We start from the raw sequence: 23,573 nt of genomic DNA, 5'->3' as shown, positions 1-23,573 counted from the left end.
GCCCGCACCGCCTCCGCGCGGTCAGTGCTGGGCGAGGGCGTCGACGAGCCGCCGGCACGAGCCGGCCAGGTTCCACCGCTGGGCCAGCTCCAGCAGCCGGTCGGGGTCGGCGGGCGCCGTCGGCAGCGTGGTCGGCAGCGCCGGCAGCGGCACGTCGGTGGCGACCCGGACAACCTTCGGGGCCACCGCCAGGTAGTCGCGGGCGCCGTCGAGCTTGGCGCGTAGCCCCGGGGCGAACCCGGAGCCGGGATCGTCGAGCGCGGCGAGGATGCCGGGCAGGTCTCCGTAGCGGTCGATCAGCCGGGCGGCCGTCTTCTCGCCGACCCCGGGCACCCCGGGAAGCCCGTCGCTCGGGTCACCGCGCAGGGCGGCGAAGTCGGCGTACCGGTCGGCGGGGACACCGTAGCGGGCCCGGACGGCGGTGTCGTCGCAGTCGTCGAGCTTGGCGACCCCGCGACCGATGTAGAGCAGCCGGACCCGGCGCTCGTCGTCGACGAGCTGGAACAGGTCGCGGTCGCCGGAGACCACCTCCACCGGGCCGGGCTGGGTGACCGACAGGGTGCCCAGCACGTCGTCGGCCTCGTAGCCGGTCGCGCCGACGGCGGTGATGCCGATCGCGGCCAGCACGTCAAGGATCACCGGCACCTGCGGGGAGAGGGTGTCGGGCACCTCCTCGCCGCCGGCCGGGGCGACCCGGTGCGCCTTGTACGACGGCAGCAGCTCCACCCGCCAGGCGGGCCGCCAGTCGTGGTCGAGCGCGCAGACCATCCGGTCGGGCCGGCGGGTGCGGACCAGCTGGGCGAGCATGTCGAGGAACCCGCGCACGGCGTTGACCGGCTGGCCGTCGTCGGTCCGCGCCGCCGACTCGGGCACCCCGAAGTAGGCCCGGAAGTAGAGGCTGGGGGCGTCGATCAGCAGGATCGGCTGTTGGTCTGCCACGCCCGACAGCCTGGCACACCCCACCGACAGGATGAGGGACGCCCACCGGCCGCACCGGCCCGGTCTCCGCTGTCACCGGCGGCTGGCCTCCCTCGTCGCGGTCGGAGGTCGGCAGCGCCTTCCCGAGGTGCCGGGGATCCACAGCGTTCTGTCAGCCGGATCCGGTTGACACGCGATTCATTTTTCGTGAATCATTGATCGTAGTTCGAGGGGGAGTACCCAGACGCTCAATGCGCCGTCGTCAGTACGGATCCGGCCCATCCGGGTTCCGGCGGCCAAGCCACCGGTGTGGTGGCTCGGGGAGACCTTCGACCAGCACGCCGGCCCGCGGTCGCGGGTCCGGCTGGTCGAAAGGTATCCCCGTGGCCGTCTCCTGGTGGATCTGGGCCCTGCTCATGCTCGCGGTGGCCGCGATGCTCGCCGTCGATCTGTTCCTGCACCGCGACAACCACGTCATCGGCTTTCGTGAGGCCGCAGTCTGGTCGGGCATCTGGATCACCGCCGGGCTGCTGTTCGGCGTGATCCTGTGGGTGTGGCAGGGCAGCGACGTGGCCGGCACCTACTACGCCGGCTACCTGATCGAGAAGGCCCTGTCGATCGACAACGTTTTCGTCTTCGCGCTGATCTTCAACTATTTCGCCGTACCGCCTGCGTTCCAGCACAAGGTGCTGTTCTGGGGCGTCATCGGCGCCCTGCTCTTCCGCCTGGTGTTCATTTTCGTCGGTGCCGAACTGCTGGAGACCTTCTTCTGGACCGCGTACGTGTTCGGCGTGTTCCTCATCTACACCGGCTACAAGATGGCCTTCCGGCACAGCGGGCAGACATCGCCCGACCGCAACCCGGTCGTGCGCCTGGTCGGTAAGATCATCCCCACCGACGCCACCTATCACGGCGACAGGTTCTTCACCCGCATCACCGGCAAGCGCGTCGCCACCCTGCTGTTCGTGGTGCTCATCGCGGTCGAGGCCACCGACCTGATCTTCGCCATCGACTCCGTGGCCGCAATCCTGGCCATCACCACCAGCACCTTCATCGTGTGGACCGCCAACGCGTTCGCCATCCTGGGCCTGCGCAGCCTGTACTTCTGCCTCGCCGGGCTGCTTCGCCGCTTCGTCCACCTGCACTACGGCCTCGCCGTCCTGCTTGGCTTCGCCGGCGTCAAGCTCATCCTGTCCGAGACCCCGGTCGGGAAACTGCCCATCCCGGTCACCCTCGGCGTGATCGTCGTGACGCTCACGGTGTCGATCGGGTGGAGCCTGCGCTCCACCCGCGGCACCACCGCTCCGCGGGAACACCGATGACCGCGATCCACCTGCCACCACCATCGTCGGCCTCGGCCTGCCGATCCTCCACAACGCCGGCGTCGGGGGTGGGTGCCGGTCGGAAACCGGCGTGACGGCACGGTGGCCGCCGGGTGAGACTGCCGGGCATGGAGTTCGTGCCCGGTCTTGTCCTGTGCCGCCGCTTCCACGACGAGGCGATCGCGCCGCTGCTGATGGACCGCCTGCCCGGCCTGCGGTACTCCGCCGGCCTGCTCGACGGCGGTTCGGAGCTGCTGGGCCTGGACACCGAGCGCTCCACCGACCACGACTGGGGGCCGCGGGCCCAGGTCTTCGTCGCCGACCCGGGCGAACTGGCACCGTTGCGCGCGGCACTGGCCGACCTGCCGCTGCGGTTCCTGGGCCGGCCGACCCGCTTCCGCGGCTGGCCGACGGCCCGGGTGGGGTTGCCCGACGTCGACGGTGACCGCAGCGGGGTCGAGGTGGTCGGGTTGCCCGACTGGCTGCGGGGCCGGCTCGGTTTCGACCCCACCGTCGCCGTCACCACCGACGACTGGCTCGCCGTGCCGACCCAGCGGCTGGCCGAGCTGACCGGCGGTGCGGTCTTCCACGACGGGCTGCACGGTGCCCTCGGCGCGGTCCGGGCCGCCCTGGCCTGGTATCCGGACGACGTGTGGCGGCACGTGCTGGCCGCCGGGTGGACCCGGGTGGGGCAGGCCGAGCATCTCGTCGGCCGGTGCGCGGAGGTGGGCGACGCGCTGGGCAGCCGGCTGGTGGCCGCCCGCGTCGCCCGGGACCTGATGCGGCTCGGCCTGCTGGCCCGTCGCCGCTGGCCGCCGTACGACAAGTGGCTCGGCAGTGTGTTCGCCGCGCTACCAGACGCCGGCCCGGTGGTGGCGGCGCTGGCCGACACGCTCGGTCCGGGCGACTGGCCGCACCGGCAGGCGGGGCTGGTGCGGGCGCTGGAGACGGTGGCCGGGTGGACCAACGACACCGGGCTGGCCGGACCGGTCGACGTCGCGGTCCGGCCCTTCCACGGGCGGCCCTTCCTGGTGCTCGACGCGCCCCGCGTGGCCACCGCGCTGCGCAACTCGATCGTCGACCCGTCCCTGCGGGACCGTCCCCTGGTCGGCGCGGTGGACCAGTACGTCGACAGCGTGGACGTGCTGACCCACCCCGATAGGGTCCGCCGGATCTCGGCGGTCGTCGCCGGCTGACCGGCGTCGGTCGGTCAGGAGGACGACGGCCCTGGCGGGTCCGTCAGCCGGTACTCCCAGCCTTCCCGCCAGGCGAAGTCGGCGTCCACCAGGTCCTCCAGCCTTACCCCGTCGATCCGGTGGTCGAGCCCCCATCGGGTGGCGACGTGTCCGATCACCAGGATCCGCCGTCCCGCCCACCGCGTGGGAAGGTCGTCGAGAAAGCGTCCGACCCGTCGGACGGCCTGTCGCCAGCTCTCCCCGCCGGGGTAGGGACGGTCGAGGTAGCGGCTGCGCTGTTCGTGCAGTTCGCGCGCCGGACTGCCGTTCCGCTCCCCGTAGTCGCACTCCCGTAGCCGCCAGTCGTGCAGCAGCGGGACGGTGGTTCCCGAGAGGGCGATCTCGGCGGTTTCCACCGCCCGCCGCAGGTCGGAGGTGAACACCGCCGAGATGCCGTCGGTGCGTCGGCGTCGCCCGAGTTCAGCGGCGAGTTCCCGGCCCCGGGCCGACAGCCGGCCGGGCAGCCAGCCGGTGGCGACGCCCCGCTCGTTGTCCTCGCTCCAGGAGTGCGTTTCGAAGACGACCTCCGTCTGCATGGGGTGATGGTATCGACGGTGGGCGTCCCGGCGGCTCAGCCCAGGATCCGGGAGCGGATGAACGCTCCCGACTCGGTCAGCACGGCGGTGCCGGTGAAGTCGGTGCCGGCGCAGGTGCCCCGCCGGAACACCGAGTTGCTCTCCGGGCCGTCGGAGTAGCTCCACATCGAGTAGCTGATCTTCAGGCGTTGCAGCAGGTCCAGCCAGGTGGTGGCGCTGGCCAGGTCGTTGGGGCCGTCGCCGGTGAAGGTCTGGGTGCCGAACTCGCTGACGAACAGCGGCAGGCTCCGGGCGGCCCGGGCCACCGTGTCGCGTTGCAGGTCCCGGTGGGAGGCGGCATAGAAGTGGAACGTGTACATGATGTTCTCGGCCTCGACGGGGTCGTCGGTCACCTCGGTCTCGTCGGCACCCTCGGAGACGCCGAGGGAGGAGAAGCCCCGGGTGCCGACCAGCACCACGCTGTCCGGGTCGGCGGCGCGGATCACCGGGATGACCTGCTCGGCGTAGCTCTTGATGGTGGCCCAGGCGACCCCGTTGGGTTCGTTGGCGATCTCCCAGAGCACGTTGGTCCGTGCGGCGTGCCGGGCGGCGACCTCGGCGAAGAACGACCGGGCCCGGTCCAGGTTGACCAGCGGGTCGCCGGGGGTCAGGACGTGGAAGTCGACCACCACGTAGAGGCCCAGGGCGCTGGCGGTCTCCACCGCCTCGTCGACCCGGCGGGTGAAGCCGGCCGGGTCGGTCTCGAATCCTCCCTCCTGGACGTACATCGCCACCCGGACGAAGTCGGCCCGCCAGTCGGTGCGCAGCGCGGCCAGCGAGTCGGTGTTGAGGCAGTTCGGGAAGAACTGCAGGCCGTGGCTGCTCATCCCGCGCAACTGGACCGGCTCGCCGGCCGCGTCGCACAGGTGCACCCCGCACACCCGTAGCCGGCCGTGCCGGTCCACCGGGGACCCGACGGGCGCGGCGGCCGGTGCCCCGGTGGCGGGGACCGGGGCGTCGGCGGTGGCCGGGGGCGGGGCGGACGTCGCGGGGTCGGCCAGGCTCGTGGCGGCCGGTGGTGCGGTGTCGGTCTCGGCGTTCGCGGTGGGGACGGTCAGGGCCGCCCAGCCGGCGACGAGCGCGGCGAGGGCCACCGCCGTCGAGGTCAGTGCTGCGCGTCGGTGCATGGGAACTCCGGTCGGGCTCGTCGGGACCGGGGAAGGCGTCCGGTGGTACGTAGCCGCGGCGGGGACGGTTCACCCGGGGTGCCAGCCGACGCCGGACTGGGCCCCGACCCGAACGACCGTTAAGCTTGCGGGGTGGCGCCCGGCGGACGACGGGCGGCGGCTCACCCACCTCTGGAGCTCATCGCGCTATGACTGTCGACCGCATCCTCCCCACCGACGAGGCCCACGACCTGCTCGACCTCGCCACCGAACTGGCCGACCGGGAACTCGCGCCCCGGGCCGCCGGTTTCGAGGAGCGCGCCGAGTTCCCCCGCGACGTGCTGCGCACCCTGGGCCGGGCCGGCCTGCTGGGCCTGCCGTACGCCGAGGAGCACGGCGGTGCGGCCCAGCCGTACGAGGTCTACCTGCAGGTGCTGGAGATCCTTGCCGGCCGGTGGCTCGCGGTCGCCGAGGCGGTCAGCGTGCACACCCTGTCCTGCTACCCGCTTGCCGCGTTCGGCACCGACGCCCAGCGCAAGCTCCTGCCGGAGCTGGTGGGTGGGGAACTGCTCGGGGCGTACTGCCTGTCGGAGCCGCAGGGTGGGTCGGACGCCGCCGGGTTGACCACCCGGGCGGTCCGCGACGGCGACGACTACCGGGTCACCGGGGTCAAGGCGTGGATCACGCACGCCCAGGTGGCGGACTTCTACAACGTGTTCTGCCGGACGGGCGGACCGGGCCCGAAGGGCATCTCCTGCCTGCTGGCCGACCGGGGCACGCCGGGCATCGCCCCGCAGGCGGCCGAGCGGACGATGGGGCTGCGTTCGTCGCCGGTGGCGCAGATCGCCTTCGACGACGCCCGGGTGCCGGCCGAGCGGCTGATCGGCGGGGAGGGCGCGGGCTTCACCATCGCGATGTCCGCGCTGGACTCGGGGCGGCTGGGCATCGCCGCCTGCGCGGTCGGCCTGGCCCAGGCGGCGCTGGACTACGCCGTCGGCTATGCCCGCCAGCGGCAGCAGTTCGGCCGGCCCATCGTCGACTTCCAGGGGGTGGGTTTCCTGCTGGCCGACGCGGCCACCCAGATCTCCGCCGCGCGGGCGCTGACCCTGGCGGCGGCCCGGCTGCGCGACGCCGGCCGGCCGTACTCGATCGAGGCGGCCAAGGCGAAGCTGTTCGCCACCGACGTGGCGATGCGGGTGACCACCGACGCGGTGCAGGTGCTCGGCGGAGCCGGCTACGTGGCCGACCACCCGGTCGAGCGGTACATGCGCGAGGCGAAGGTGCTCCAGATCGTCGAGGGCACCAACCAGATCCAGCGGCTGGTGATCTCCCGGGCGCTGGCGAGGGACTAACCTGTGCCGGTGACGTTTCCCCGGATCACCATCGACCCCGAGGTGATGGGCGGCGCGCCGTGCGTGCGGCAGTCCCGCGTCCCGGTGGCGACCCTGCTGGCGATGATGGCGGAGGGGATGTCGGTGACGGACATCCTCACCGATCTGCCCTTCCTCGACGAGGAGGATCTGGCCGAGGTGCTCAACTTCGCGGCGGACGCGGTGCGCGACCGGGCGGCCCGCTGAGCGTCACATCGGGCGGGACGTCGTCGCCAGGGGAGCGCTCCACCGGGTAGGTTGCACGGGTGGAGGAGATCGACCGTGCCATCGTCGCCGCGCTGACCGCCGACGGCCGCCTGTCGTACACGGATCTGGCGGAGAGGGTCGGCCTGTCGGTCTCGGCCGTGCACCAGCGGGTCCGCCGGCTGGAACAGCGCGGCGTGATCAACGGGTACACCGCCCGGGTGTCGTTCGAGGCGTTGGACCTGCCGATGACCGCGTTCGTGGCGATCCGGCCGTTCGACCCGTCGCAGCCGGACGACGCGCCGGAGCGGCTGGCCCACCTGCCCGAGATCGACTCCTGCTACTCGGTGGCGGGGGAGGATTTCTACCTGCTCCTGGTGCGGGTGGCCGGGCCGGCCGACCTGGAACGGGTGCTCCAGGAGATCCGCACCGCGGCGAACGTGACCACCCGCACGACGGTGGTGCTGTCCACCCCGTACGAGGGGCGTCCGCCGAAGGTGGCCGTGGGGGAGCTACGCAGCCGTGCCCGCAGCGGCGCGGAGGCCCCGGCCTAGCTGCCGCCCGGTGCTCAGCGGCCGTTCCAGCGCAGGATCACCGGGCGGCCGTGTTCGTGGCCGAGCACGCTGACGGTGGCGGTGTCCAGGCGTAGTTTGCCTCCGCCGGCGGCGGGCAGGCCGATCCACCGGGCGCCGACCACCCGCAGCAGGTGGGCGTGCCCGACCAGCCCGACGTCGCCCTGGGCCAGCAGCGGCGTGAGCCGGGCGAGCAGCCGGTCGACCCGGGCCCCGACCTGGTCGGGGGTCTCCCCGTCGGGGCAGCCGTCGGTCCAGAGGTCCCAGTCGGGGCGTTCGGTGTGGATGTCGGCGGTGGTGCGGCCCTCGTACCGGCCGTAGTTCCACTCGGTGAGGCCGTCGTCGGTGTCGTGGACGGTGAGGCCGGCGAGCTGCGCGGTGCGCAGCGCCCGTCGCCGGGGGCTGGCGAGCACGGTGGCGAAGCGCTGCCCGGCCAGCACCCCGGCCAGGGCGCGGGCCTGCCGCTCGCCGTCGGGGGTCAGCTCCAGGTCGGTGTACGAGGTGTGCCGTCGGCTGGCGCTCCACGTCGTCTCGCCGTGCCGGATCAGGATGATCTCGCTCATCCGCCCAGTCAACCAGCATCCGCCGGTCCCAGCCGGCCACCTATTGTCCTAGGATGCTCTACAGATGGTGCGCCAAGGCGCACCCCTTCCAACCAGCGCCTACGGCGCGATTTTGTTTCGGGTCGGCCGGATCGGGGACGCCACCGGTACGGGGCAGCGGCCCCGTGACCGCCGCAGCGACAGGAGGCGACATGAGCTTCACCGACAAGGCGAAGAACAAGGCCCAGGAGCTGACCGGCGCCGCGAAGGAGCGGCTCGGCGACATGACCGACAACGAGCGGATGCGGGCCGAGGGCGCCACCGAGCAGAGCGAGGCGCGGGCCCGGCAGGCCGGCGAGCACGTCAAGGACGCCGGTCGGGACGTCCGGGATGCCATGCGTTGACGGTCCACGCCGGTCGGGTGGCCCCTGGGCACGGTGCGGGGGCCACCCGGGTTAGCGTGCGGGCATGCTGGTCGCCCGTTCGCTGGTGTTGTTCGTCCTGGCCGCGCTCGCCGAGATCGGTGGGGCGTGGCTGATCTGGCAGGGCTGGCGGGAGCACCGGGGCCTGTGGTGGATCGCCGCCGGGGTGATCGCGTTGGGCGTCTACGGGTTCGTGGCGACGTTCCAGCCGGAGGCGAACTTCGGCCGCATCCTGGCCGCGTACGGCGGGGTGTTCGTGGCGGGATCGCTGGCGTGGGGGGTGCTGGTCGACGGCTTCCGGCCGGACCGGTGGGACCTGGCGGGCGCGGCGATCTGTCTGCTCGGCGTCGCCGTGATCATGTACGCCCCGCGCGGGGCGTGACGCCCGTCGCCCCCGTGACCGGTCCGGGTCACGGGGGCGACGGGGTGGTGCGGGTGCAGTCGTCGGGGTGGGCGGCCCACCACTGCTGGCCGGCCTCGGGGAGGGTGTCGATCGGGTCGTAGTAGGCGTAGCGCTTGTTGAGCGCTTCCAGGTCGGCCGACTCGATGGAGGTGCGGTAGTTCTTGGTCCAGTAGGAGATGCCGCGTTCCCGGTCGTACTCGGTGAGCATGTGCACCCAGCGCTTGCCGACGAAGGGCACGTCGCAGACGATCCGGGGGGTGGCGTAGCCGGGCAGGTAGCCCATGATGTCGTGCTGGAGCTGCTGGGCGTGCCAGACGGGGACCCGCCAGTGCTCGGCGTTGGGGATCATGTCGCACATGTAGAAGTAGTACGGCAGGATGCCGGCCTCACCCTGCAGGGCGAAGCACAGGTCGAGCAGGTCGGGGGCGGTGGCGTTGACGCCGCGCATGAGCACGCCCTGGTTGCGCACGTCGCGGACGCCGACGTCGAGGGCGGTCTGGGCGGCCTTCGCGACCAGCGGGGTGAACGACTGGGCGGGGTTGACGTGGGTGTGGATGGCCAGGTTGACGCCGCGTCGGGCGGCGGTGCGGGCGACCCGTTCCAGGCCCTCGACGACGTCGTTCTGCAGCCAGTGCTGGGGCAGGCCCATCAGCGCCTTGGTGGCGAGCCGGATGTCGCGGACGGTCTCCAGTTCGAGCAGCCGCATCAGGTACGACTCCAGGTTGCGCCAGGGGACGTTGGCCACGTCACCGCCGGAGACGACCACGTCACGGACGCCGGGGTGGGCCTTGAGGTAGGTGATGTGGGCGTCGTAGCGGTCGACGGGCTTGAGGGTGAGCTTGAGCTTGTCGACGGCGGGGGTGGAGTTGCCGACGAGGTCCATCCGGGTGCAGTGGCCGCAGTACTGGGGGCAGGTGGAGAGCAGTTCGGCGAGGACCTTGGTGGGGTAGCGGTGGGTGAGGCCCTCGGCGACCCACATGTCGTGTTCGTGCAGTGAGTCGCGGCTGGCGTAGGGGTGCGACGGCCAGTCGGTGCGCCGGTCGGCGGCGACGGGGATCATGTAGCGGCGGATCGGGTCGGCGCGGAACGCCTCGGTGGTCATCGGGGCGAACGGCACCATCGTGTTGATCATCTGGGGTGGCACCAGCATCGACATGGTGGCCAGGGCCTGCTGGTCGGCGGCGAGGTCGGTGTAGAAGCTCTCGTCGACGGTGTCGCCGAGGACGGCGCGGAGCTGCTTGATGTTCTTGACGCAGTTGACGCGTTGCCACTGGGCGTTCTCCCACTGTTCGCGGGTGACGTCCCGCCAGCCGGGGAAGCGGGTCCAGTCGGGTTCGACCAGGGGGGTGCGGCGGTATTCGTAGGGCTGCCCGGCGGTCGGTACGGCGACCGGGGCGGGGCGGGGGCCGGGGATGGTCGCCATCGGTTGGGTCTGGGTCACGGCCCCTCCTCGTGGTGCGTGCGGCCGGGGTGACCGGCAAGCTGGTGCGATGATCGGTAGATCCGAAGGCTACTGGAAAATATCCGGCGAAGAAATTAGTCTGCCGTAAGTTTTCCCGCGATGCGAGTCCTGGTCGGGGCTTCGGGCGGTGGAGAGGGGAGGTCGGCGTGACGTCACCGGTGGGTCTGCACCGTGTCGTGGAACCGGCGGGGGTGCTGCCGCAGGCGGCCTGGCGGTTGGACGCCGACCCGCGGATCGCCCCCAACGAGGTGCGCATCCGGGTGGAGCGGCTGAATCTGGACGCGGCGAGTTTCCGGCAGTTGGCGCAGAAGCATGACGGCGACGGGGCGAAGGTCCGTGCCGAGGTGCTGGAGATCGTGTCGGCGCGGGGCAAGATGCAGAATCCGGTGACCGGGTCGGGTGGGATGCTGATCGGCACCGTGGAGGAGGCCGGCCGGCGGTCGCCGTTGGGGTTGGCGGTGGGTGACCGGGTGGCGACGTTGGTGTCGTTGACGCTGACCCCGCTTGCGATCCTCGACGGGTTGGCCCGGTGGGACGGGCGCAGCGAGCAGGTGCCGTGTGACGGGTACGCGATCCTGTTCGCGCGGTCGATCGCGGCGGTGTTGCCGGCGGATCTGCATCCGGAGTTGGCGTTGGCGGTGCTGGACGTGTGTGGGGCGCCGGCGTTGACGGCCCGGGTGGTCGCCGAGCAGGTGGCGCGGCGGGAGCGGGCGGGTGACGGGTCGCCGGTGACGGTGGCGGTGATCGGTGGGGCGGGTAAGAGCGGGTCGTTGTCGTTGGCGGCGGCGCGGCGGGCGGGTGCTGGTCGTACGGTCGGGGTGGTGCCGGTGGCGGCGGAGCGGGACGCGCTGGTGGCGGCCGGTCTGGCGTCGGTGGTGGCGTTGGCTGACGCCCGGGATCCGGTGGGGGTGTCGTCGGCGGTGACGACGGCGTTGGGTGGGCCGGCGGACGTGACGGTGGTGTGCGTGGACGTGCCGGGGTGTGAGCACGGCGCGGTGTTGGCCACGGCGGACGGCGGCACGGTGATCTTCTTCTCGATGGCGACGAGTTTCGCGGCGGCGGCTCTGGGTGCGGAGGGGTTGGCGGCGGACGTGACGATGCTGGTGGGCAACGGTTACGTGCCGGGTCACTCGGAGTTGGCGTTGGGGTTGGTGCGGTCGGAGCCGGGGGTACGTGGTCTCTTCGCGTCCCGGTTGGCGGCAGACTGAGTGCCATGACGAACCCCTCGACGTTGTACCGCGGTGGAGTGCTGCACTGTCCGGCGGAGCCGAGCGCGACGGCGCTGTTGGTGCGGGACGGGCGGATCGCCTGGTTGGGTGCGGACGCGGACGCGCCGGTCGCCGACCGGGTGGTGGAGCTGGGTGGGGCGCTGGTGACGCCGGCGTTCGTGGACGCGCACGTGCACGCGACGGACACCGGGTTGGTGTTGTCGGGTCTGGATCTGTCGTCGGTGCGGTCGGCGGCGGAGTTGCTGGATGCGGTGGCGGTGTTCGCGGCGGGTCTGGCGTCGGACGCGGTGGTGTTGGGGCACGGTTGGGACGAGTCGGGTTGGGTGGATGCGGCGTTGCCGGACGCGGCGCGGTTGGATCGGGCGGCGGGTGGCCGGCGGGTGTATCTGTCGCAGGCGTCGATCCATTCGGCGTTGGTGTCGCAGGCGTTGCTGGCGGCGTGTCCGCAGGTGGTGGGTCTGCCGGGTTTCGACGCGTCGGGGTGGTTGCGGCGGGATGCGCACCATGTGGTGCGGGCGGTGGCGCGGGCCGGGGTGACGCGGGGGCAGCGGGTGGCGGCGCAGCGGGTGGCGTTGGCGCGGGCGGCGTCGGTGGGGATCGCGGCGGTGCACGAGTGTGGTGGTCCGGAGATCTCCGACGAGGAGGATTTCACGGGTCTGTTGGGTTTGTCGGGTGCGGGGTTGCCGGAGGTGTACGGGTACTGGGGTGAGTTGTCGGGGGCGGCGCGGGCGCGGGAGTTGGGGGCGGTGGGTGCGGGTGGTGACCTGTTCGCGGACGGGGCGTTGGGGTCGCGGACGGCGCATCTGTCGGGGCCGTACCGCGATGGTGAGGGGTGTGGGCACGGGTATCTGAGCGCGGATCAGGTGCGTGATCATCTGGTGGACTGTGCGGCGCACGGGGTGCAGGGCGGGTTCCATGCGATCGGTGACGCGGCGATCGGGACGGTGTTGGCGGGGTTCGCGGGGGCGGCTGCGGTGTTGGGGACGGATCGGGTGCGGGCGGCGCGGCACAGGGTGGAGCATGCGGAGATCATGAGCAAGGCGTTGATCGCCGGGTTCGTGGAGTTCGGGATCGTGGCGTCGATGCAGCCGGCGTTCGACCGGTTGTGGGGTGGTGCGGGTCGGATGTACGAGTCGCGGTTGGGGTTGGTGCGGTCGTTGGAGTCGAATCCGATGGGAGCGATGCACGGGGTGGGGGTGGCGTTGGCGTTCGGGTCGGATTCGCCGGTGACGCCGCTGGATCCGTGGGGGGCGGTGCGGGCGGCGGCGGCGCATCACAGTGCGGCGCAGCGGATGAGTGTGCGGGCGGCGTTCGCGGCGCACACCCGGGGTGGGTGGCGGGCGGTGCGTCTGGACAACGAGGGTGTGATCGCCAAGGGGGCGCCGGCGACGTTCGCGGTGTGGGAGGCCCCGGCGGGGGTGGAGCGGGGGTTGCCGGTGGTGCAGTCCGCCGATCCGGAGTTGCGGGGGCCGGAGGATCCGACGCCGTTGCCGGTGTGTCGGGCGACGGTGCTGCGTGGTGAGGTCATCTATGAGGAAGGCGTGTCGTGAGCGAGCGGACCATTGAGGTGCCGGCGCGGGTCCGCGCCGTCGTCGGGTGCGGCGGGTTGACGTGGTGAGCGGGAAGCTCGACCTGGATCCGGTGCTGGTGGCGCGGGCGCGGGAGTTGGCGCGTCGGGCCGGGCAGCCGGTGGTGGAGTTGGCGCGTACCCACACCACGGTGTCGGTGGAGCGGGCGGTGCTGCGCCTGGCGGGGGTGGCGGGTGCGGACCCGGACGGTATTCCGTGGGTGAACCGGCTGGTGGATGCGGTGGTCGCGGACGTGGGTCTGGGGCACGGGGTGGCGGTGCCGGTGTTCGACGCGCTGGTGCGGGAGCAGTTGGACGACGTGACGTTGCTGGCGCAGAAGGCGGCGGCGGGTTCGGTGCGGTTCGCGCTGCCCGCTGGCAGGGCGGCGACGGTGGCGCGTCGGGCGGCCCGCAGGGCGGTCGCTGCGGGTGTGCGGCGGATCGACAGGCGGCGGGCCGAGCGGGATCGCCTCGTGAAGCGGTACGGGGATCCGAAGCAGCGGCCGTGGATCTATCTGATCGTGGCGACGGGGGACATCTACGAGGACATTCCGCAGGCGCAGGCGGCGGCGCGGGCGGGTGCGGACGTGATCGCGGTGATCCGGTCGACGGGGCAGTCGTTGTTGGACTATGTGCCGGAGGGGGCGACCCGGGAGGGTTTCGCGGGTACGTACGCGACGCAGGAGAACTTCCGGTTGATGCGGGCGGCGTTGGACGAGACGTCGAGGGAGTTGGGCCGGTACGTGCGGCTGACGAACTACGCGTCGGGGTTGTGCATGCCGGAGATGGCGACGTTGGCCGGCCTGGAGCGGCTGGACATGATGCTCAACGATTCGATGTACGGGATTCTGTTCCGGGACATCAATCCGATTCGGACGTTCGTGGATCAGCGGTTTTCGCGGCAGGTGCACGCGCGGGCGGGGATCATCATCAACACCGGTGAGGACAATTACCTGACCACGGCGGATGCGGTGGACGAGGCGCACACGGTGACGGTGTCGCAGTTGCTCAACGAGTTCTTCGCGCACGAGGCGGGGTTGGCCGACGCCCAGTTGGGCCTGGGGCACGCGTTCGAGATCAATCCGGAGGTGCCGGAGTCGTTCCGGCTGGAGTTGGCGCATGCGTTGTTGGCGCGGGAGTTGTTCCCGGATGCGCCGTTGAAGTGGATGCCGCCGACGAAGCACATGACGGGGGACGTGTTCCGGGGGAATCTGTTGGACGGGTTCTTCAATCTGGTGGGGACGATGACGGGGCAGGGGATCCTGCTGGTGGGGATGATGACCGAGGCGGTGGTGACGCCGTGGTTGTCGGACCGGGACATCGCCCTGCAGAACGTGCGGTACGTGTTGGGTGCGGCGGGGGGGTTGCACGAGGATTTCGTGCCGGCCCCGGGTGGGTTCATCCAGCAGCGGGCGCACCGGGTGTTGGGTGAGGCGGTGGATCTGCTGGAGCGGATCGGGGACCAGTCGTTGTTGACGGCGATCGCCGAGGGCACGTTCGGGATCATGAAGCGGCCGGCGGACCGGGGCAAGGGCCTGTCGGGGGTGGCGCGGCACGAGGCGGACTACTACAACCCGGCCACGGAGATCCTGGAGCAGCAACCATCATGAGTGAGAAGACGGTCGTTCGGCCGTACGGGGACACCACGGGTGACGGCATGGTGCAGGTGTCGTTCACGTTGCCGGTGTCGCACGACAAGCGGGCCGAGGGTGCGGCGGTGCAGTTGGCGAACAAGATGGGCATCGATCCGGCGATGCTGGTGCACGCGAAGCCGATGAGTGACGGTTTCACGTTCTTCGTGGTGTATGGGCGGGTGAACCATCTGGTGGACCTGTCGGCGGTGCAGGTGGTGGAGCGGGATTATCCGCTGCTGTCGGCCAAGGAGGTCAACGCGGTGGTGAAGCGGCGGTTGCGTCGCAAGCTGTCGGTGGTGGGGGCGTGTATCGGCACGGACGCGCACACGGTGGGCATCGACGCGATCCTCAACGTGAAGGGTATCGCCGGGGAGAAGGGCCTGGAGTACTACCGGGAGTTGAAGGTCACCAATCTGGGTGCGCAGGTGAGTGTGCCGGAGTTGGTGGAGGCGGCGCGGCGGGAGCGGGCGGATGCGGTGCTGGTGTCGCAGGTGGTGACGCAGCGGGATGCGCATCTGCACAACACGCGGGAGATGTCGGCGGCGTTCCGGGAGGCGATGCCGGCGGGGAGGCGGCCGTTGCTGATCGTGGGTGGGCCGCGGTTCGACGAGACGATGACCGCGGAGCTGGGTGTGGACCGGATCTTCGGTCGGGGTACCACGCCGGGTGAGGTGGCGTCGTACCTGGTGCATGCGTTGGTGACGGACAGGGAGGCGCGGGGATGAGTGACGCACGGTTGGGGTTGACGGTGACGCACCGGCGGTACGTGCCGTACGCGCATGCCCACTATGCGGGGAACCTGGTGGACGGGGCGTACGTGTTGGGGTTGTTCGGGGACGTGGCGACGGAGGTGTGTATCCGTACCGATGGTGACGAGGGGTTGTTCGCGTCGTACTCGGATGTGCAGTTCGTGTCGTCGGTGCGGGCGGGTGACGTGGTGGAGGTGACGGCGACGGTGGTGCGGGTGGGTACCCGCAGCCGGGGGATCGACTTCGTGGCGCGGGTGGTGTGCCGGGGTCGGCCGGAGCGGGGTGGGTCGGCGGCGGAGGTGTTGGCGGAGCCGGTGGTGGCGGTGACGGCGACGGGCACCGTGGTCGTTCCGGCGGCGGCGTGAGGCTGGCGGTCTGCGCCGACGTCGGGTCGACCTGGACGAAGGCGGCGGTGGTGGATCTGGACGCGGGCCGGCTGGTGGGGGCGGCGTCGGCGCCCACGTCGGTCGGCACGGACGTGCTGCACGGGTTGGACGCGGCGGTGGGCGCGGCGGCCGACGGGGCCGGCGCGGGGCCGGCCGGGGTGCTGCCGTGGTACGTGTGTTCGTCGGCGGGTGGCGGGTTGCGGCTGGCGGTGGTGGGTTACGAGCCGTTGGTGACCGCGCAGGCGGGTCGACGGGTGGGGTTGTCGGCGGGCGCGAACGTGGTGCACGTGGTGGCGGGCCGGTTGGGGGCGGCGGAGCTGGCGGCGGTGCGGGCGGCCCGCCCGGACGTGGTGTTGCTGGTGGGTGGCACCGACGGCGGGGACGTCGACACGGTGACGCACAACGCGACCCGGTTGGCGCGGGCCCGGTGGCGGGTGCCGGTGGTGCTGGCGGGCAACGTGGAGGTGCGGGACGCGCTGCGGGGGGTGTTGGCGGCGGCGGGGGTGCCGGTGACGGTGGCGGACAACGTGTTGCCCCGGATCGGGGTGTTGGCGCCGGCGTCGGCGCGGGCGGCGATCCGGGAGGTGTTCCTGCGGCACGTGATCGGGGGGAAGCGGTTGTCGCGGGGGGCCCGGTTCGGCCGGTTGGTGCGGGCGGCGACCCCGGATGCGGTGTTGACGGGGGTGGAGGTCCTCGCCGACGTGGTGGGTGGTGACCTGGTGGTGGTGGACGTGGGTGGGGCGACGACCGACGTGTATTCGGTGTTGACGCCGGACGAGCGGGCCGACGGGCCGGGTCGGGAGGTGGCGGGGTCGCTGTGGCGGGCCCGCACGGTGGAGGGTGACCTGGGGATGCGGTGGAGCGCGCCGGGGGTGGTGCGGGCGGCGGTGGAGGAGCGGCTGCTCGATGCGGCGGAGCAGGAGACGTTGGGGGTGGTGGCGGCGGCGCGGGCGGCCGATCCGGGGTTCCTGCCGGTCGACGGCCGGGATCGGGTGGTGGAGGGGCGGATCGCGGCGTTGGCGGCGACGGTGGCGTTGCGGCGGCATGCCCGGGGTGCGGCGACGGGTGAGCGGGCGGGGCGGGATCTGCGGGACGTGCGGTTGCTGGTGGGTTCCGGGGGTGTGTTGCGTCACGCTGACGCCGGGGCGGCGGTGGGCGTGTTGACGCAGGTGTTGACCGACCATGCCGGGGGGTGGCCGTTGCCGCGGGCGGCGCGGCCGGTGGTGGACGTGGATTACGTGCTGGCCGCCGGTGGGTTGCTCGCCGCGGAGCATCCGGCGGCGGCAGGGGCGTTGCTGCGGCGGCATCTGGGTGGGGATTGAGACCCACCGACGCGACACGCCGTGTCGGTGGGGGCGACTGGCCGTGGGTGGGTTGACAGCGGCGGGGGTGTAGGCCGTACCGTCTTTGAGTCCTACTACGGGAAGCGGCTGTTGTTCGCTTCGTCCCTTCGTCCGCTGGCCGAGCGACATTGTTGGTGTATAAGTCGCGGCGGCCAGGTCCAGCGGGCGGGGGTCGGCGGGGCGGCGCGAACCGGCCGCGGTTACCGGTGTACGGGCAGGGTGAGGGGCACGGCCAGTAGACAACGGCCAGGCGGGGGCAGCCAGTCCACCGTCGGGTCGGTCCGAAGGTCGGCGTCGCTCGTTCTCGCCCCACCGGCCGGGAAGGGCCTGGGAGCATCGGGGCGCGGCTTAGGCCGCGCCCCGATTTCGTGTCCGCCCCACCCCGACCGGTTCCCGGATCAGGGCGGTGGGGCCGGGGTGACCTCGGCCGGTTCGGGCTCGGTGGTCTCGGGAGCACCGGCGCGGGGCGGGTAGCCTTCGGCCCGTGATCGTGGTGAGGTGCCGGTGACGACGCTCGACCGGGATGAGACGCGTACCCCGACCGTGGTGCGGCCGGTGCGGTCGCCGTTGCCGATGCGGGTGGCGGTGCCGGTGGCAGTGGCCGCCGGGCTGGCGTTGTTGGTGGCGTTCCCGCCGTACGGCTGGTGGCCGTTCGCGGCGGTCGGGGTGGCCGGGTTGGCGGCGGCGACGCACCGGCGGCGGCTGCGCGCGGGCGCCGGGTTGGGTTTCCTGACCGGGGTGGCGTTGTTCGCGCCGCTGCTGGCGTGGACGAACCTGCACACCGGGCTGCTGCCGTGGGTGCTGCTGTCGTTGTTGCAGGCCGGCTATCTGGCGGTGCTGGGTGCGGCGACGGCGTGGGTGTCGCCGGTGGTGGACCGGTGGCGGTGGGCGTGGCCGCCGGTGACCGGGGTGTTGTGGGTGGGGCAGGAGGCGCTGCGGGACCGTACCCCGTTCGGGGGTTTCCCGTGGGGGCGGCTGGCGTTCAGTCAGGATTCGTCGCCGCTGCTGGGGTGGGCGTGGTTGGGGGGTGCGCCGCTGGTCACCGCGGTGGTCGCGGTGGTCGGCGGGTTGCTGCTGGTGGCGGTGTGGCGGCGGTGGCCGGGGGTGCGGTGGCAGCCGATGGCCGCTGTGGTGGCGGGTGTGGTGGCGCTGGTGGCGGTGGGGTGGCTGGTGCCGTCGGGGGCCGACGCGGGTGGCCGTACGGTGCGGGTGGCGATCGTGCAGGGCAACGTGCCCCGGTTGGGTCTGGACTTCAACGCCCAGCGGCAGGCGGTGCTGAACAACCACGTCGACGCGACGTTGACGCTGGCGGAGCGCGTCGGTTCGGGTGCCGAGCGGCGTCCCGACCTGGTGGTGTGGCCGGAGAACTCCTCGGACATCGACCCGTTGCGTAACGCCGCGGCCGGGGCCCGGATCTCGCAGGCCGCCGACGCGATCGGCGCGCCGATCCTGGTCGGTGCGGTGCTCGCCGGCCCGGGTGACGGTGAGGTCCGTAACGCGGGCATCCTGTGGCGGCCGGGTGGCGGCCCGGATCTGGGTCAGGTGTACACGAAGCGGCATCCGGTGCCGTTCGCGGAGTACGTGCCGATGCGGTCGTTGGCGCGTGCGGTGTCCAAGCAGGTGGACCGGGTACGGGCCGATTTCGTGCCGGGGGCGTCGCCGGGGGTGGTCGACGCGGGTGCGGTGGTGCTCGGGGACGTGATCTGTTTCGAGGTGGCCTACGACGGGCTGGTGCGGGACACCGTCGACGGTGGGGCGCAGTTGCTGGTGGTGCAGACGAACAACGCCACGTTCGACGTGGCGGAGGCCCGGCAGCAGTTGGCGATGGTGCGGTTGCGGGCGGTGGAGCACGGTCGTGCGGCGTTGATGGCCTCGACGGTGGGGGTGTCCGGGTTCGTCGCCCCGGACGGGCGGGTAAGCGACGCCACCGGGTTCAACACCCGGGCGGTGGTGGTGCGGGACGTGACGCTCGCCGAGGGGCGTACCCCGGCCACCCGGGCCGGATGGTGGCCGGAGGTGGCGTTGGCCGGGCTGGCGGTCGCGGCCCTGGTCGTCGCGGGGGCGTTGCGGCGCCGCCGGGAGGTCACCGCCGCCGGGTGAGCCGGCAGGACCGGGGGACAGCGTGGGCGAGGCAGCCGGGGGACAGCCGGGGGTGGGCCGGGTGCTGGTGGTGGTCCCCACCTACAACGAGGCAGACAACGTCGCCGACGTGGTGGCCCGGGTCCGTCGGGCCGCGCCGGCGGTGGACGTGCTGGTCGCCGACGACAACAGCCCCGACGGTACGGGGACGCTCGCGGAGGCGATGGCCGCCACCGACGCTCAGGTGCACGTGCTGCACCGGCCCGGTAAGCAGGGGTTGGGGGCGGCGTACCTGGCCGGGTTCGGGTGGGCGCGGCAGCACGGCTCCGACGCGGTGGTGGAGATGGACGCCGACGGGTCGCACGCCCCGGAGGACCTGCCGGCGTTGTTGGCGGCGGCCCGCGACGCCGACGGGGTGATCGGGTCGCGGTGGGGGGGGGGGGCGCGGGTGGTGAACTGGCCGTGGCGGCGGCTGCTGCTGTCGCGGTGCGGGAACCTGTACGCGCGGATGGCGTTGGGGATGCCGGTGTCGGATGCGACAGGCGGGTTCCGGGTGTACCGGTTGTCGGCGTTGCGGGCGATGCGGCTGGAGTCGGTGTGTTCGCAGGGGTACTCGTTCCAGGTGGAGTTGTCGCGGTTGGCGCACCGGGCGGGGGTGCGGATCGTGGAGGTGCCGATCACGTTCGTGGAGCGGGAGCGGGGGGCGAGCAAGATGAGCCCGCTGATCGTGGCCGAGGCGTTGTGGCGGATCACCACCTGGGGGTTGCGGGACCGGCGGCCGGCGCGGTGGCGTCGCGGTCACGACCGGTGGCCGTGAGGGGGCGTGGCATGCTGGAGGGGCGGGCCTGTCGCCCCGCGGGCATTGTCCGGCCGGTGGCGGTGAGCGGGTGCCGCGCGACGCGGATGAGGTGAGATGCGCCGATACCTGAGGTTCGTGCCACTGGTCCTGCTGCTGGCGGTGGTGGCGGAGTTGGCCGTGTTCATCGGGGTGGGCCGGGCCGTCGGGTTCGGTGCGGCGGTGCTGCTGGTGTTCGCCGCGTCCCTGCTGGGGCTGGTGTTGCTGCGCCGGGAGGGGATGCGCGCCTGGCGGGGGTTCCGCACGTCGGTGGAGTCCCGGCAGCCGCCGGGCCGGCAGGTGACCGACGGGCTGGTCGGGTTGGCCGGTGCGTTGCTGCTGGCGATCCCCGGCCTGCTCAGCGGCCTGGTGGGGGTGTTGCTGCTGGTGCCGCCGGTGCGCCGGTTGGCGCGTGCGGGGGTGCAGCGGGCCACCGAGCGGCGGGTGTCGTCGATGGTCGCCGGTGACCTGTTCGGTCCGCGTACGGTGCGGGTGCGGCAGGGGGAACCGGCCGCGCCGCCGGCCGGGGAGGACGTGGTGGCCCCGCAGGTGGTCGACGAGGGTCGGGCCATCGAGGGGGAGATCGTGGAGCCCCGCCGGCCCTGAACACCGCACAGCGACGACGACGCCCCCGGGAGGTCCCGGGGGCGTCGTCGTGTGTGCGGGTCAGGCGCGGCCGCGGCGGGTGCGGACCTCTTGGAGCCGTTCGGCCAGGATGTCCTCCAGCTCGGCGATGGACCGCCGCTCCAGGAGCATGTCCCAGTGGGTACGCGGCGGCTTGGCCTTCTTCTGTTCCGGTTCGGTGCCGTCGACGAGCCGGGCGACGCTGCCGTCGAACTTGCATTCCCAGGTGGTGGGGACCTCGGCGTCGACGGCGAACGGCACCTCGAACTGGTGGCCCTTGGCGCAGAGGTACTCGCGGGTCTGGCGCGGCGCGAGCTCGGTGTTGCGGTCGGATTCGTAGCTGACCGCGCCCAGCCGGCTACCGCGCAGCATGCGCTCGCCCATGTTCGACTTCCCCTCGCTCGTGGTGCTGGTCTTCCGGTGTAACGGCCGGTCACCGCCGGGGCATTCCCGCCCCGACGGGTGGGACGACCCCCGCAAGGGTAGCCGGCCACCACACCGACCCGGCGGGTTCGCCCCGGCCGGGTCGACATCGGTGTGTGCACCGCGATGGTAGCCGCCGCGCGCCGCGGTGGCAGCGGTGACGGGCCGTTGCGGGGCGGCCGGTGACGATAGCATCCGCGGCATGGCCACCACCGTGCATCCCGGCGCGTGCCCCCTGGACTGTCCCGACACCTGCGTCTGGCAGCTCACCGTCACCGACGGGCGACCGGTGGCGCTGCGCGGCGACCAGGAGCATCCGTTCACCCGGGGCGTGTTGTGCGGCAAGGTGAACCGTTACCTCGACGCGGTCACCGGGCCCGACCGGCTGACCACCCCGCTGGTGCGGGTCGGGCCGAAGGGTGTCGGGCCGGTGTCGTACCGGCCGGCGAGCTGGGACGAGGCGGTCCGCCGGGTCGCCGACGGGCTGCGCGCCAGCATCGACGTGCACGGCCCGGAGTCGGTCCTGCCCTACTACTTCGCCGGCACGATGGGCCTGGTGCAGGGCTGGTCGATGGGTCCGCGGCTGTTCGCGCACCTGGGGGCGTCGCGGCTGCGGACCACCATCTGCACGGCCGCGTCCCGGGCCGCCCTCTCGTCGGTCTACGGCGGGTCCGTCGGTTTCGAACCGGAGTCGGTGGTGGAGGCGAAACTGGTCGTCCTGTGGGGGGCGAACCTGCTCTCCACCAACCTGCACCACTGGCCGTTCGTGCGGCAGGCCCAGCAGCGCGGCGCCCACGTCGTCACCATCGACCCGCTGCGCACCGACACCGCCGCCCGCAGCGACGCGCACGTCGCGCCGCTGCCCGGCACCGACGCCGCGCTCGCCCTGGGGTTGATGCGGCACATCCGGGATCTCGGCGCGGTCGACCGGCCGTGGGTGGCCGCGCACACCGTCGGCTGGGATCGGTTGCAGGCACGCCTGGACGAGTGGCCGGTGGAGCGGGCCGCCACCGAGTGTGGTCTCGACGTCGACGTGGTGCGGGACCTCGGTGAGCGGATCGCCACCACCCGCCCCACCGCCATCCGGATCGGGTTGGGGTTGCAGCGGCACGCCGGGGCCGGGCAGGCGGTCCGGGCCATCGCGGCGATCCCCCTGCTCACCGGGGACTTCCGGTATCCCGGCGGTGGGGCGTTGGCCACCACCAGCGGGCACCACCGCATCGACGCCGACCGGGTCGCCCGACCCGCCGGGATGCCCGCCCCGCCGGCCCGGTCGATCAACATGAGTCGGCTCGCCGCCGCGCTCACCGACGAGGCCGACCCGCCGGTCACCGCGCTGGTGGTCTTCGACACCAACCCGGTCGCGACCGTTCCCGACCAGAACCGGCTGCGGCGCGGCCTGACCCGCGCCGACCTGTTCACGGTGGTGCTGGAGCAACGCTGGACCGACACCTGCGACTTCGCCGACGTGGTGCTGCCGGCCACCATGCAGCCGGAACACCTCGACCTGCACACCTCCTACGGCCACCACTACGCCACCCTGAACCGGCCGGTGCTCGACCCGCCGGGGCAGGCGCTGCCCAACACGGAGATCTTCCGGCGGATCGCCGCCGCGCTCGGGTTGGACCATCCCCGGCTGCGGGACAGCGACGAGGACCTGGCACGGCAGCTGCTCGACGGCACCGGCGTCGACTACGACGAGTTGACCCGCCGGACGTACGTGCGGGCCACCGGTGTGGCCGTCGGTTCCGCCCCGTACGCCGAGGGTGGGTTTCCCAGCCACGACGGGCGGGCCCGGTTCCACGATCCGCGGCTGACCGGGCAGGGCGTCGACCCGCTCGTCGGGTACACGCCGCCGGTGGAGGTGGGTGACGCCGTGCTGGCCCGCCGGTTCCCGCTGGCGTTGATCTCCCCGGCCGGCCGGTTCTTCCTCAACTCGACGTTCGCGTCGCTGCCGTGGCACCGCAGCCGCACCGGTCCGCCCCGCATCCACCTGCATCCCGTCGACGCCGCCGCCCGGGGCCTGACCGACGGCGATCCGGCGCGGGTGCACAACGACCGGGGGGAGTTCCTGGCCACCGTCGCCGTGGACGACGCCACCCGCCCGGGGTTGGCGTTCACCTACAAGGCGTACTGGGCGCGGTTGAGTCCCGGCGGCAGCACCGTCAACGCGGTCACCGGGGTCCGCGACACCGACCTGGGTGGTGGGCCGACGTTCCACGACACCCGGGTCGAGGTGCAGGCCGCCCCGGCCGGCGCGATCCGGCCCGATCAGCCCGGCGACTGAGCGCTGATCCGCGCCAACGCGGTGGCCAGGTCGCTGACCTGGTCGGCGCGTGGACCGGCACGGCGCTGGGCGGCGTCCCGGTCAGCCAGCGCCCGGTCCAGTTCGACCAGTCGGGCCCGGTCGGCGGCCGACGCCCGCTGCGCCCGTTGCAGCTCGGCACGGGCCTCGGTCAGCTCGGCGGTCAGGGCGTCCACCCGGGCCAGCGTGGCTGCCAGTTCCTCCCCGGCGCGGGCGTTCCGCGCGGCGGTCTCCTCCCGGGCGGCGTCGGCGCCGGCGCGCGCGGCGT

23 protein-coding genes and 1 pseudogene are annotated in these 23,573 nt (G+C 72.6%); 17 read left to right on the top strand and 7 right to left on the bottom strand.

Annotated elements, in window-relative coordinates:
* Positions 1 to 21 precede the first annotated feature (21 nt).
* The gene (locus tag ACOJTC_RS00215) at positions 22 to 939 is read right to left on the bottom strand and encodes a 5'-3' exonuclease (protein ID WP_420115262.1); all 918 of its coding nucleotides are present in this window, start codon (positions 937 to 939) and stop codon (positions 22 to 24) included.
* Positions 940 to 1,301: 362 nt separating this feature from the next.
* Between ACOJTC_RS00215 and ACOJTC_RS00210 the strand changes: the two genes are divergently transcribed.
* Positions 1,302 to 2,240, top strand: coding sequence for a TerC family protein (locus tag ACOJTC_RS00210; protein ID WP_420115261.1), 939 nt, complete (start codon positions 1,302 to 1,304; stop codon positions 2,238 to 2,240).
* Positions 2,241 to 2,368: 128 nt separating this feature from the next.
* A complete protein-coding gene (locus ACOJTC_RS00205) occupies positions 2,369 to 3,436 on the top strand; it encodes a DUF4037 domain-containing protein (RefSeq protein WP_420115260.1) in 1,068 nt (355 codons plus the stop codon).
* 14 nt (positions 3,437 to 3,450) lie between these two features.
* Here ACOJTC_RS00205 and ACOJTC_RS00200 read toward each other — a convergent pair whose 3' ends face one another.
* Together ACOJTC_RS00200 and ACOJTC_RS00195 are read right to left on the bottom strand one after the other, a co-directional pair.
* Positions 3,451 to 4,011, bottom strand: a complete 561-nt coding sequence (locus ACOJTC_RS00200) for a histidine phosphatase family protein (protein WP_420115259.1) — start codon at positions 4,009 to 4,011, stop codon at positions 3,451 to 3,453.
* Between the two features lie 35 nt (positions 4,012 to 4,046).
* Positions 4,047 to 5,177 carry a glycoside hydrolase family 5 protein gene (locus ACOJTC_RS00195; protein ID WP_420115258.1) on the bottom strand — a complete coding sequence of 377 codons (1,131 nt, stop codon included), beginning with the start codon at positions 5,175 to 5,177 and terminating at the stop codon, positions 4,047 to 4,049.
* Between the two features lie 188 nt (positions 5,178 to 5,365).
* On the opposite strand from ACOJTC_RS00195, the gene ACOJTC_RS00190 reads away from it, so the two are divergent.
* Genes ACOJTC_RS00190 through ACOJTC_RS00180 form a run of 3 tightly spaced genes read left to right on the top strand, consistent with a single transcriptional unit; the run spans position 5,366 to position 7,284 of the window.
* Positions 5,366 to 6,508, top strand: coding sequence for an acyl-CoA dehydrogenase family protein (locus ACOJTC_RS00190; protein WP_420115257.1), 1,143 nt, complete (start codon positions 5,366 to 5,368; stop codon positions 6,506 to 6,508).
* A 9-nt stretch (positions 6,509 to 6,517) separates the two neighbouring features.
* On the top strand, positions 6,518 to 6,733 hold the full coding sequence (locus ACOJTC_RS00185; protein WP_088647100.1) for a DUF433 domain-containing protein: 216 nt from the start codon (positions 6,518 to 6,520) through the stop codon (positions 6,731 to 6,733).
* A 59-nt stretch (positions 6,734 to 6,792) separates the two neighbouring features.
* Positions 6,793 to 7,284, top strand: a complete 492-nt coding sequence (locus ACOJTC_RS00180; protein WP_204924234.1) for an Lrp/AsnC family transcriptional regulator — start codon at positions 6,793 to 6,795, stop codon at positions 7,282 to 7,284.
* Between the two features lie 14 nt (positions 7,285 to 7,298).
* On the opposite strand, the gene ACOJTC_RS00175 is transcribed toward ACOJTC_RS00180, so the two are convergent.
* The gene (locus ACOJTC_RS00175; RefSeq protein WP_420115256.1) at positions 7,299 to 7,865 is read right to left on the bottom strand and encodes a histidine phosphatase family protein; all 567 of its coding nucleotides are present in this window, start codon (positions 7,863 to 7,865) and stop codon (positions 7,299 to 7,301) included.
* Between the two features lie 191 nt (positions 7,866 to 8,056).
* Between ACOJTC_RS00175 and ACOJTC_RS00170 the strand changes: the two genes are divergently transcribed.
* Both ACOJTC_RS00170 and ACOJTC_RS00165 read left to right on the top strand, forming a co-directional pair.
* On the top strand, positions 8,057 to 8,248 hold the full coding sequence (locus tag ACOJTC_RS00170) for a CsbD family protein (protein WP_088647084.1): 192 nt from the start codon (positions 8,057 to 8,059) through the stop codon (positions 8,246 to 8,248).
* Positions 8,249 to 8,312: 64 nt separating this feature from the next.
* On the top strand, positions 8,313 to 8,648 hold the full coding sequence (locus ACOJTC_RS00165; protein ID WP_420115255.1) for a YnfA family protein: 336 nt from the start codon (positions 8,313 to 8,315) through the stop codon (positions 8,646 to 8,648).
* A gap of 28 nt (positions 8,649 to 8,676) precedes the next feature.
* On the opposite strand, the gene ACOJTC_RS00160 is transcribed toward ACOJTC_RS00165, so the two are convergent.
* Positions 8,677 to 10,110 (bottom strand): KamA family radical SAM protein, encoded by a 1,434-nt coding sequence (locus tag ACOJTC_RS00160; RefSeq protein ID WP_420115254.1) that lies wholly within the window; start codon positions 10,108 to 10,110, stop codon positions 8,677 to 8,679.
* 179 nt (positions 10,111 to 10,289) lie between these two features.
* Here ACOJTC_RS00160 and ACOJTC_RS00155 point away from each other — a divergent pair, with 179 nt between their 5' ends.
* The 9 genes from ACOJTC_RS00155 (at position 10,290) to ACOJTC_RS00115 (ending at position 20,559) form a co-directional block, all read left to right on the top strand.
* Positions 10,290 to 11,339 carry a zinc-binding alcohol dehydrogenase gene (locus ACOJTC_RS00155; protein WP_420115268.1) on the top strand — a complete coding sequence of 350 codons (1,050 nt, stop codon included), beginning with the start codon at positions 10,290 to 10,292 and terminating at the stop codon, positions 11,337 to 11,339.
* A 5-nt stretch (positions 11,340 to 11,344) separates the two neighbouring features.
* Positions 11,345 to 12,910, top strand: a complete 1,566-nt coding sequence (locus ACOJTC_RS00150) for an amidohydrolase (RefSeq protein WP_420115253.1) — start codon at positions 11,345 to 11,347, stop codon at positions 12,908 to 12,910.
* Positions 12,911 to 12,974: 64 nt separating this feature from the next.
* The gene (locus ACOJTC_RS00145) at positions 12,975 to 14,537 is read left to right on the top strand and encodes a lysine 5,6-aminomutase subunit alpha (RefSeq protein WP_420115252.1); all 1,563 of its coding nucleotides are present in this window, start codon (positions 12,975 to 12,977) and stop codon (positions 14,535 to 14,537) included.
* Positions 14,534 to 15,286 carry an OAM dimerization domain-containing protein gene (locus ACOJTC_RS00140; RefSeq protein WP_420115251.1) on the top strand — a complete coding sequence of 251 codons (753 nt, stop codon included), beginning with the start codon at positions 14,534 to 14,536 and terminating at the stop codon, positions 15,284 to 15,286. The genes ACOJTC_RS00145 and ACOJTC_RS00140 overlap by 4 nt, the downstream gene beginning before the upstream one ends.
* Positions 15,283 to 15,675: a hotdog domain-containing protein gene (locus ACOJTC_RS00135; protein ID WP_088647080.1), complete on the top strand. Its 393-nt coding sequence runs from the start codon at positions 15,283 to 15,285 to the stop codon at positions 15,673 to 15,675. Before ACOJTC_RS00140 ends, ACOJTC_RS00135 begins: the two co-directional genes overlap by 4 nt.
* Entirely contained in the window at positions 15,672 to 17,018 is a 1,347-nt protein-coding gene (locus ACOJTC_RS00130; RefSeq protein ID WP_420115250.1) for a glutamate mutase L, read from the top strand. Before ACOJTC_RS00135 ends, ACOJTC_RS00130 begins: the two co-directional genes overlap by 4 nt.
* Positions 17,019 to 17,543: 525 nt before the next feature.
* Positions 17,544 to 19,139, top strand: coding sequence for an apolipoprotein N-acyltransferase (lnt, locus tag ACOJTC_RS00125; RefSeq protein ID WP_420115267.1), 1,596 nt, complete (start codon positions 17,544 to 17,546; stop codon positions 19,137 to 19,139).
* Between the two features lie 22 nt (positions 19,140 to 19,161).
* Complete coding sequence (locus tag ACOJTC_RS00120; protein WP_420115249.1) at positions 19,162 to 19,935, top strand: polyprenol monophosphomannose synthase; 774 nt, start codon at positions 19,162 to 19,164, stop codon at positions 19,933 to 19,935.
* Positions 19,936 to 20,031: 96 nt separating this feature from the next.
* Positions 20,032 to 20,559 carry an FxsA family protein gene (locus ACOJTC_RS00115; RefSeq protein WP_204924225.1) on the top strand — a complete coding sequence of 176 codons (528 nt, stop codon included), beginning with the start codon at positions 20,032 to 20,034 and terminating at the stop codon, positions 20,557 to 20,559.
* A gap of 60 nt (positions 20,560 to 20,619) precedes the next feature.
* Here ACOJTC_RS00115 and ACOJTC_RS00110 read toward each other — a convergent pair whose 3' ends face one another.
* Positions 20,620 to 20,961 carry an RNA polymerase-binding protein RbpA gene (locus ACOJTC_RS00110; RefSeq protein ID WP_007070998.1) on the bottom strand — a complete coding sequence of 114 codons (342 nt, stop codon included), beginning with the start codon at positions 20,959 to 20,961 and terminating at the stop codon, positions 20,620 to 20,622.
* Between the two features lie 241 nt (positions 20,962 to 21,202).
* On the opposite strand from ACOJTC_RS00110, the gene ACOJTC_RS00105 reads away from it, so the two are divergent.
* Positions 21,203 to 23,287 carry a molybdopterin-containing oxidoreductase family protein gene (locus ACOJTC_RS00105; RefSeq protein ID WP_420115248.1) on the top strand — a complete coding sequence of 695 codons (2,085 nt, stop codon included), beginning with the start codon at positions 21,203 to 21,205 and terminating at the stop codon, positions 23,285 to 23,287.
* On the opposite strand, the pseudogene ACOJTC_RS00100 reads toward ACOJTC_RS00105, so the two are convergent.
* A pseudogene (locus tag ACOJTC_RS00100) lies at positions 23,272 to 23,573 on the bottom strand (hypothetical protein); the annotation flags it as partial. The gene ACOJTC_RS00105 and the pseudogene ACOJTC_RS00100 sit on opposite strands and share 16 nt — an antisense overlap.

It is taken from the genome of Micromonospora sp. (genome assembly GCF_048594385.1).
Lineage (GTDB): Bacteria > Actinomycetota > Actinomycetes > Mycobacteriales > Micromonosporaceae > Micromonospora > Micromonospora wenchangensis.
Note: the sequence above shows the minus strand (reverse complement) of the source record. Positions and strands in the feature narration are given on the sequence as shown.

What these genes read in the sequence shown, in the direction of transcription:
- ACOJTC_RS00105 (WP_420115248.1), top strand. Translation starts at nt 21,203, where the DNA reads ATGGCCACCACCGTGCATCCCGGCGCGTGCCCCCTGGACTGTCCCGAC.
- ACOJTC_RS00140 (WP_420115251.1), top strand. Translation starts at nt 14,534, where the DNA reads ATGAGTGAGAAGACGGTCGTTCGGCCGTACGGGGACACCACGGGTGAC.
- ACOJTC_RS00150 (WP_420115253.1), top strand. Translation starts at nt 11,345, where the DNA reads ATGACGAACCCCTCGACGTTGTACCGCGGTGGAGTGCTGCACTGTCCG.
- ACOJTC_RS00165 (WP_420115255.1), top strand. Translation starts at nt 8,313, where the DNA reads ATGCTGGTCGCCCGTTCGCTGGTGTTGTTCGTCCTGGCCGCGCTCGCC.
- ACOJTC_RS00200 (WP_420115259.1), bottom strand. Translation starts at nt 4,011, where the DNA reads ATGCAGACGGAGGTCGTCTTCGAAACGCACTCCTGGAGCGAGGACAAC.
- ACOJTC_RS00190 (WP_420115257.1), top strand. Translation starts at nt 5,366, where the DNA reads ATGACTGTCGACCGCATCCTCCCCACCGACGAGGCCCACGACCTGCTC.
- ACOJTC_RS00135 (WP_088647080.1), top strand. Translation starts at nt 15,283, where the DNA reads ATGAGTGACGCACGGTTGGGGTTGACGGTGACGCACCGGCGGTACGTG.
- ACOJTC_RS00205 (WP_420115260.1), top strand. Translation starts at nt 2,369, where the DNA reads ATGGAGTTCGTGCCCGGTCTTGTCCTGTGCCGCCGCTTCCACGACGAG.
- ACOJTC_RS00115 (WP_204924225.1), top strand. Translation starts at nt 20,032, where the DNA reads ATGCGCCGATACCTGAGGTTCGTGCCACTGGTCCTGCTGCTGGCGGTG.
- ACOJTC_RS00195 (WP_420115258.1), bottom strand. Translation starts at nt 5,177, where the DNA reads ATGCACCGACGCGCAGCACTGACCTCGACGGCGGTGGCCCTCGCCGCG.
- ACOJTC_RS00110 (WP_007070998.1), bottom strand. Translation starts at nt 20,961, where the DNA reads ATGGGCGAGCGCATGCTGCGCGGTAGCCGGCTGGGCGCGGTCAGCTAC.
- ACOJTC_RS00175 (WP_420115256.1), bottom strand. Translation starts at nt 7,865, where the DNA reads ATGAGCGAGATCATCCTGATCCGGCACGGCGAGACGACGTGGAGCGCC.
- ACOJTC_RS00170 (WP_088647084.1), top strand. Translation starts at nt 8,057, where the DNA reads ATGAGCTTCACCGACAAGGCGAAGAACAAGGCCCAGGAGCTGACCGGC.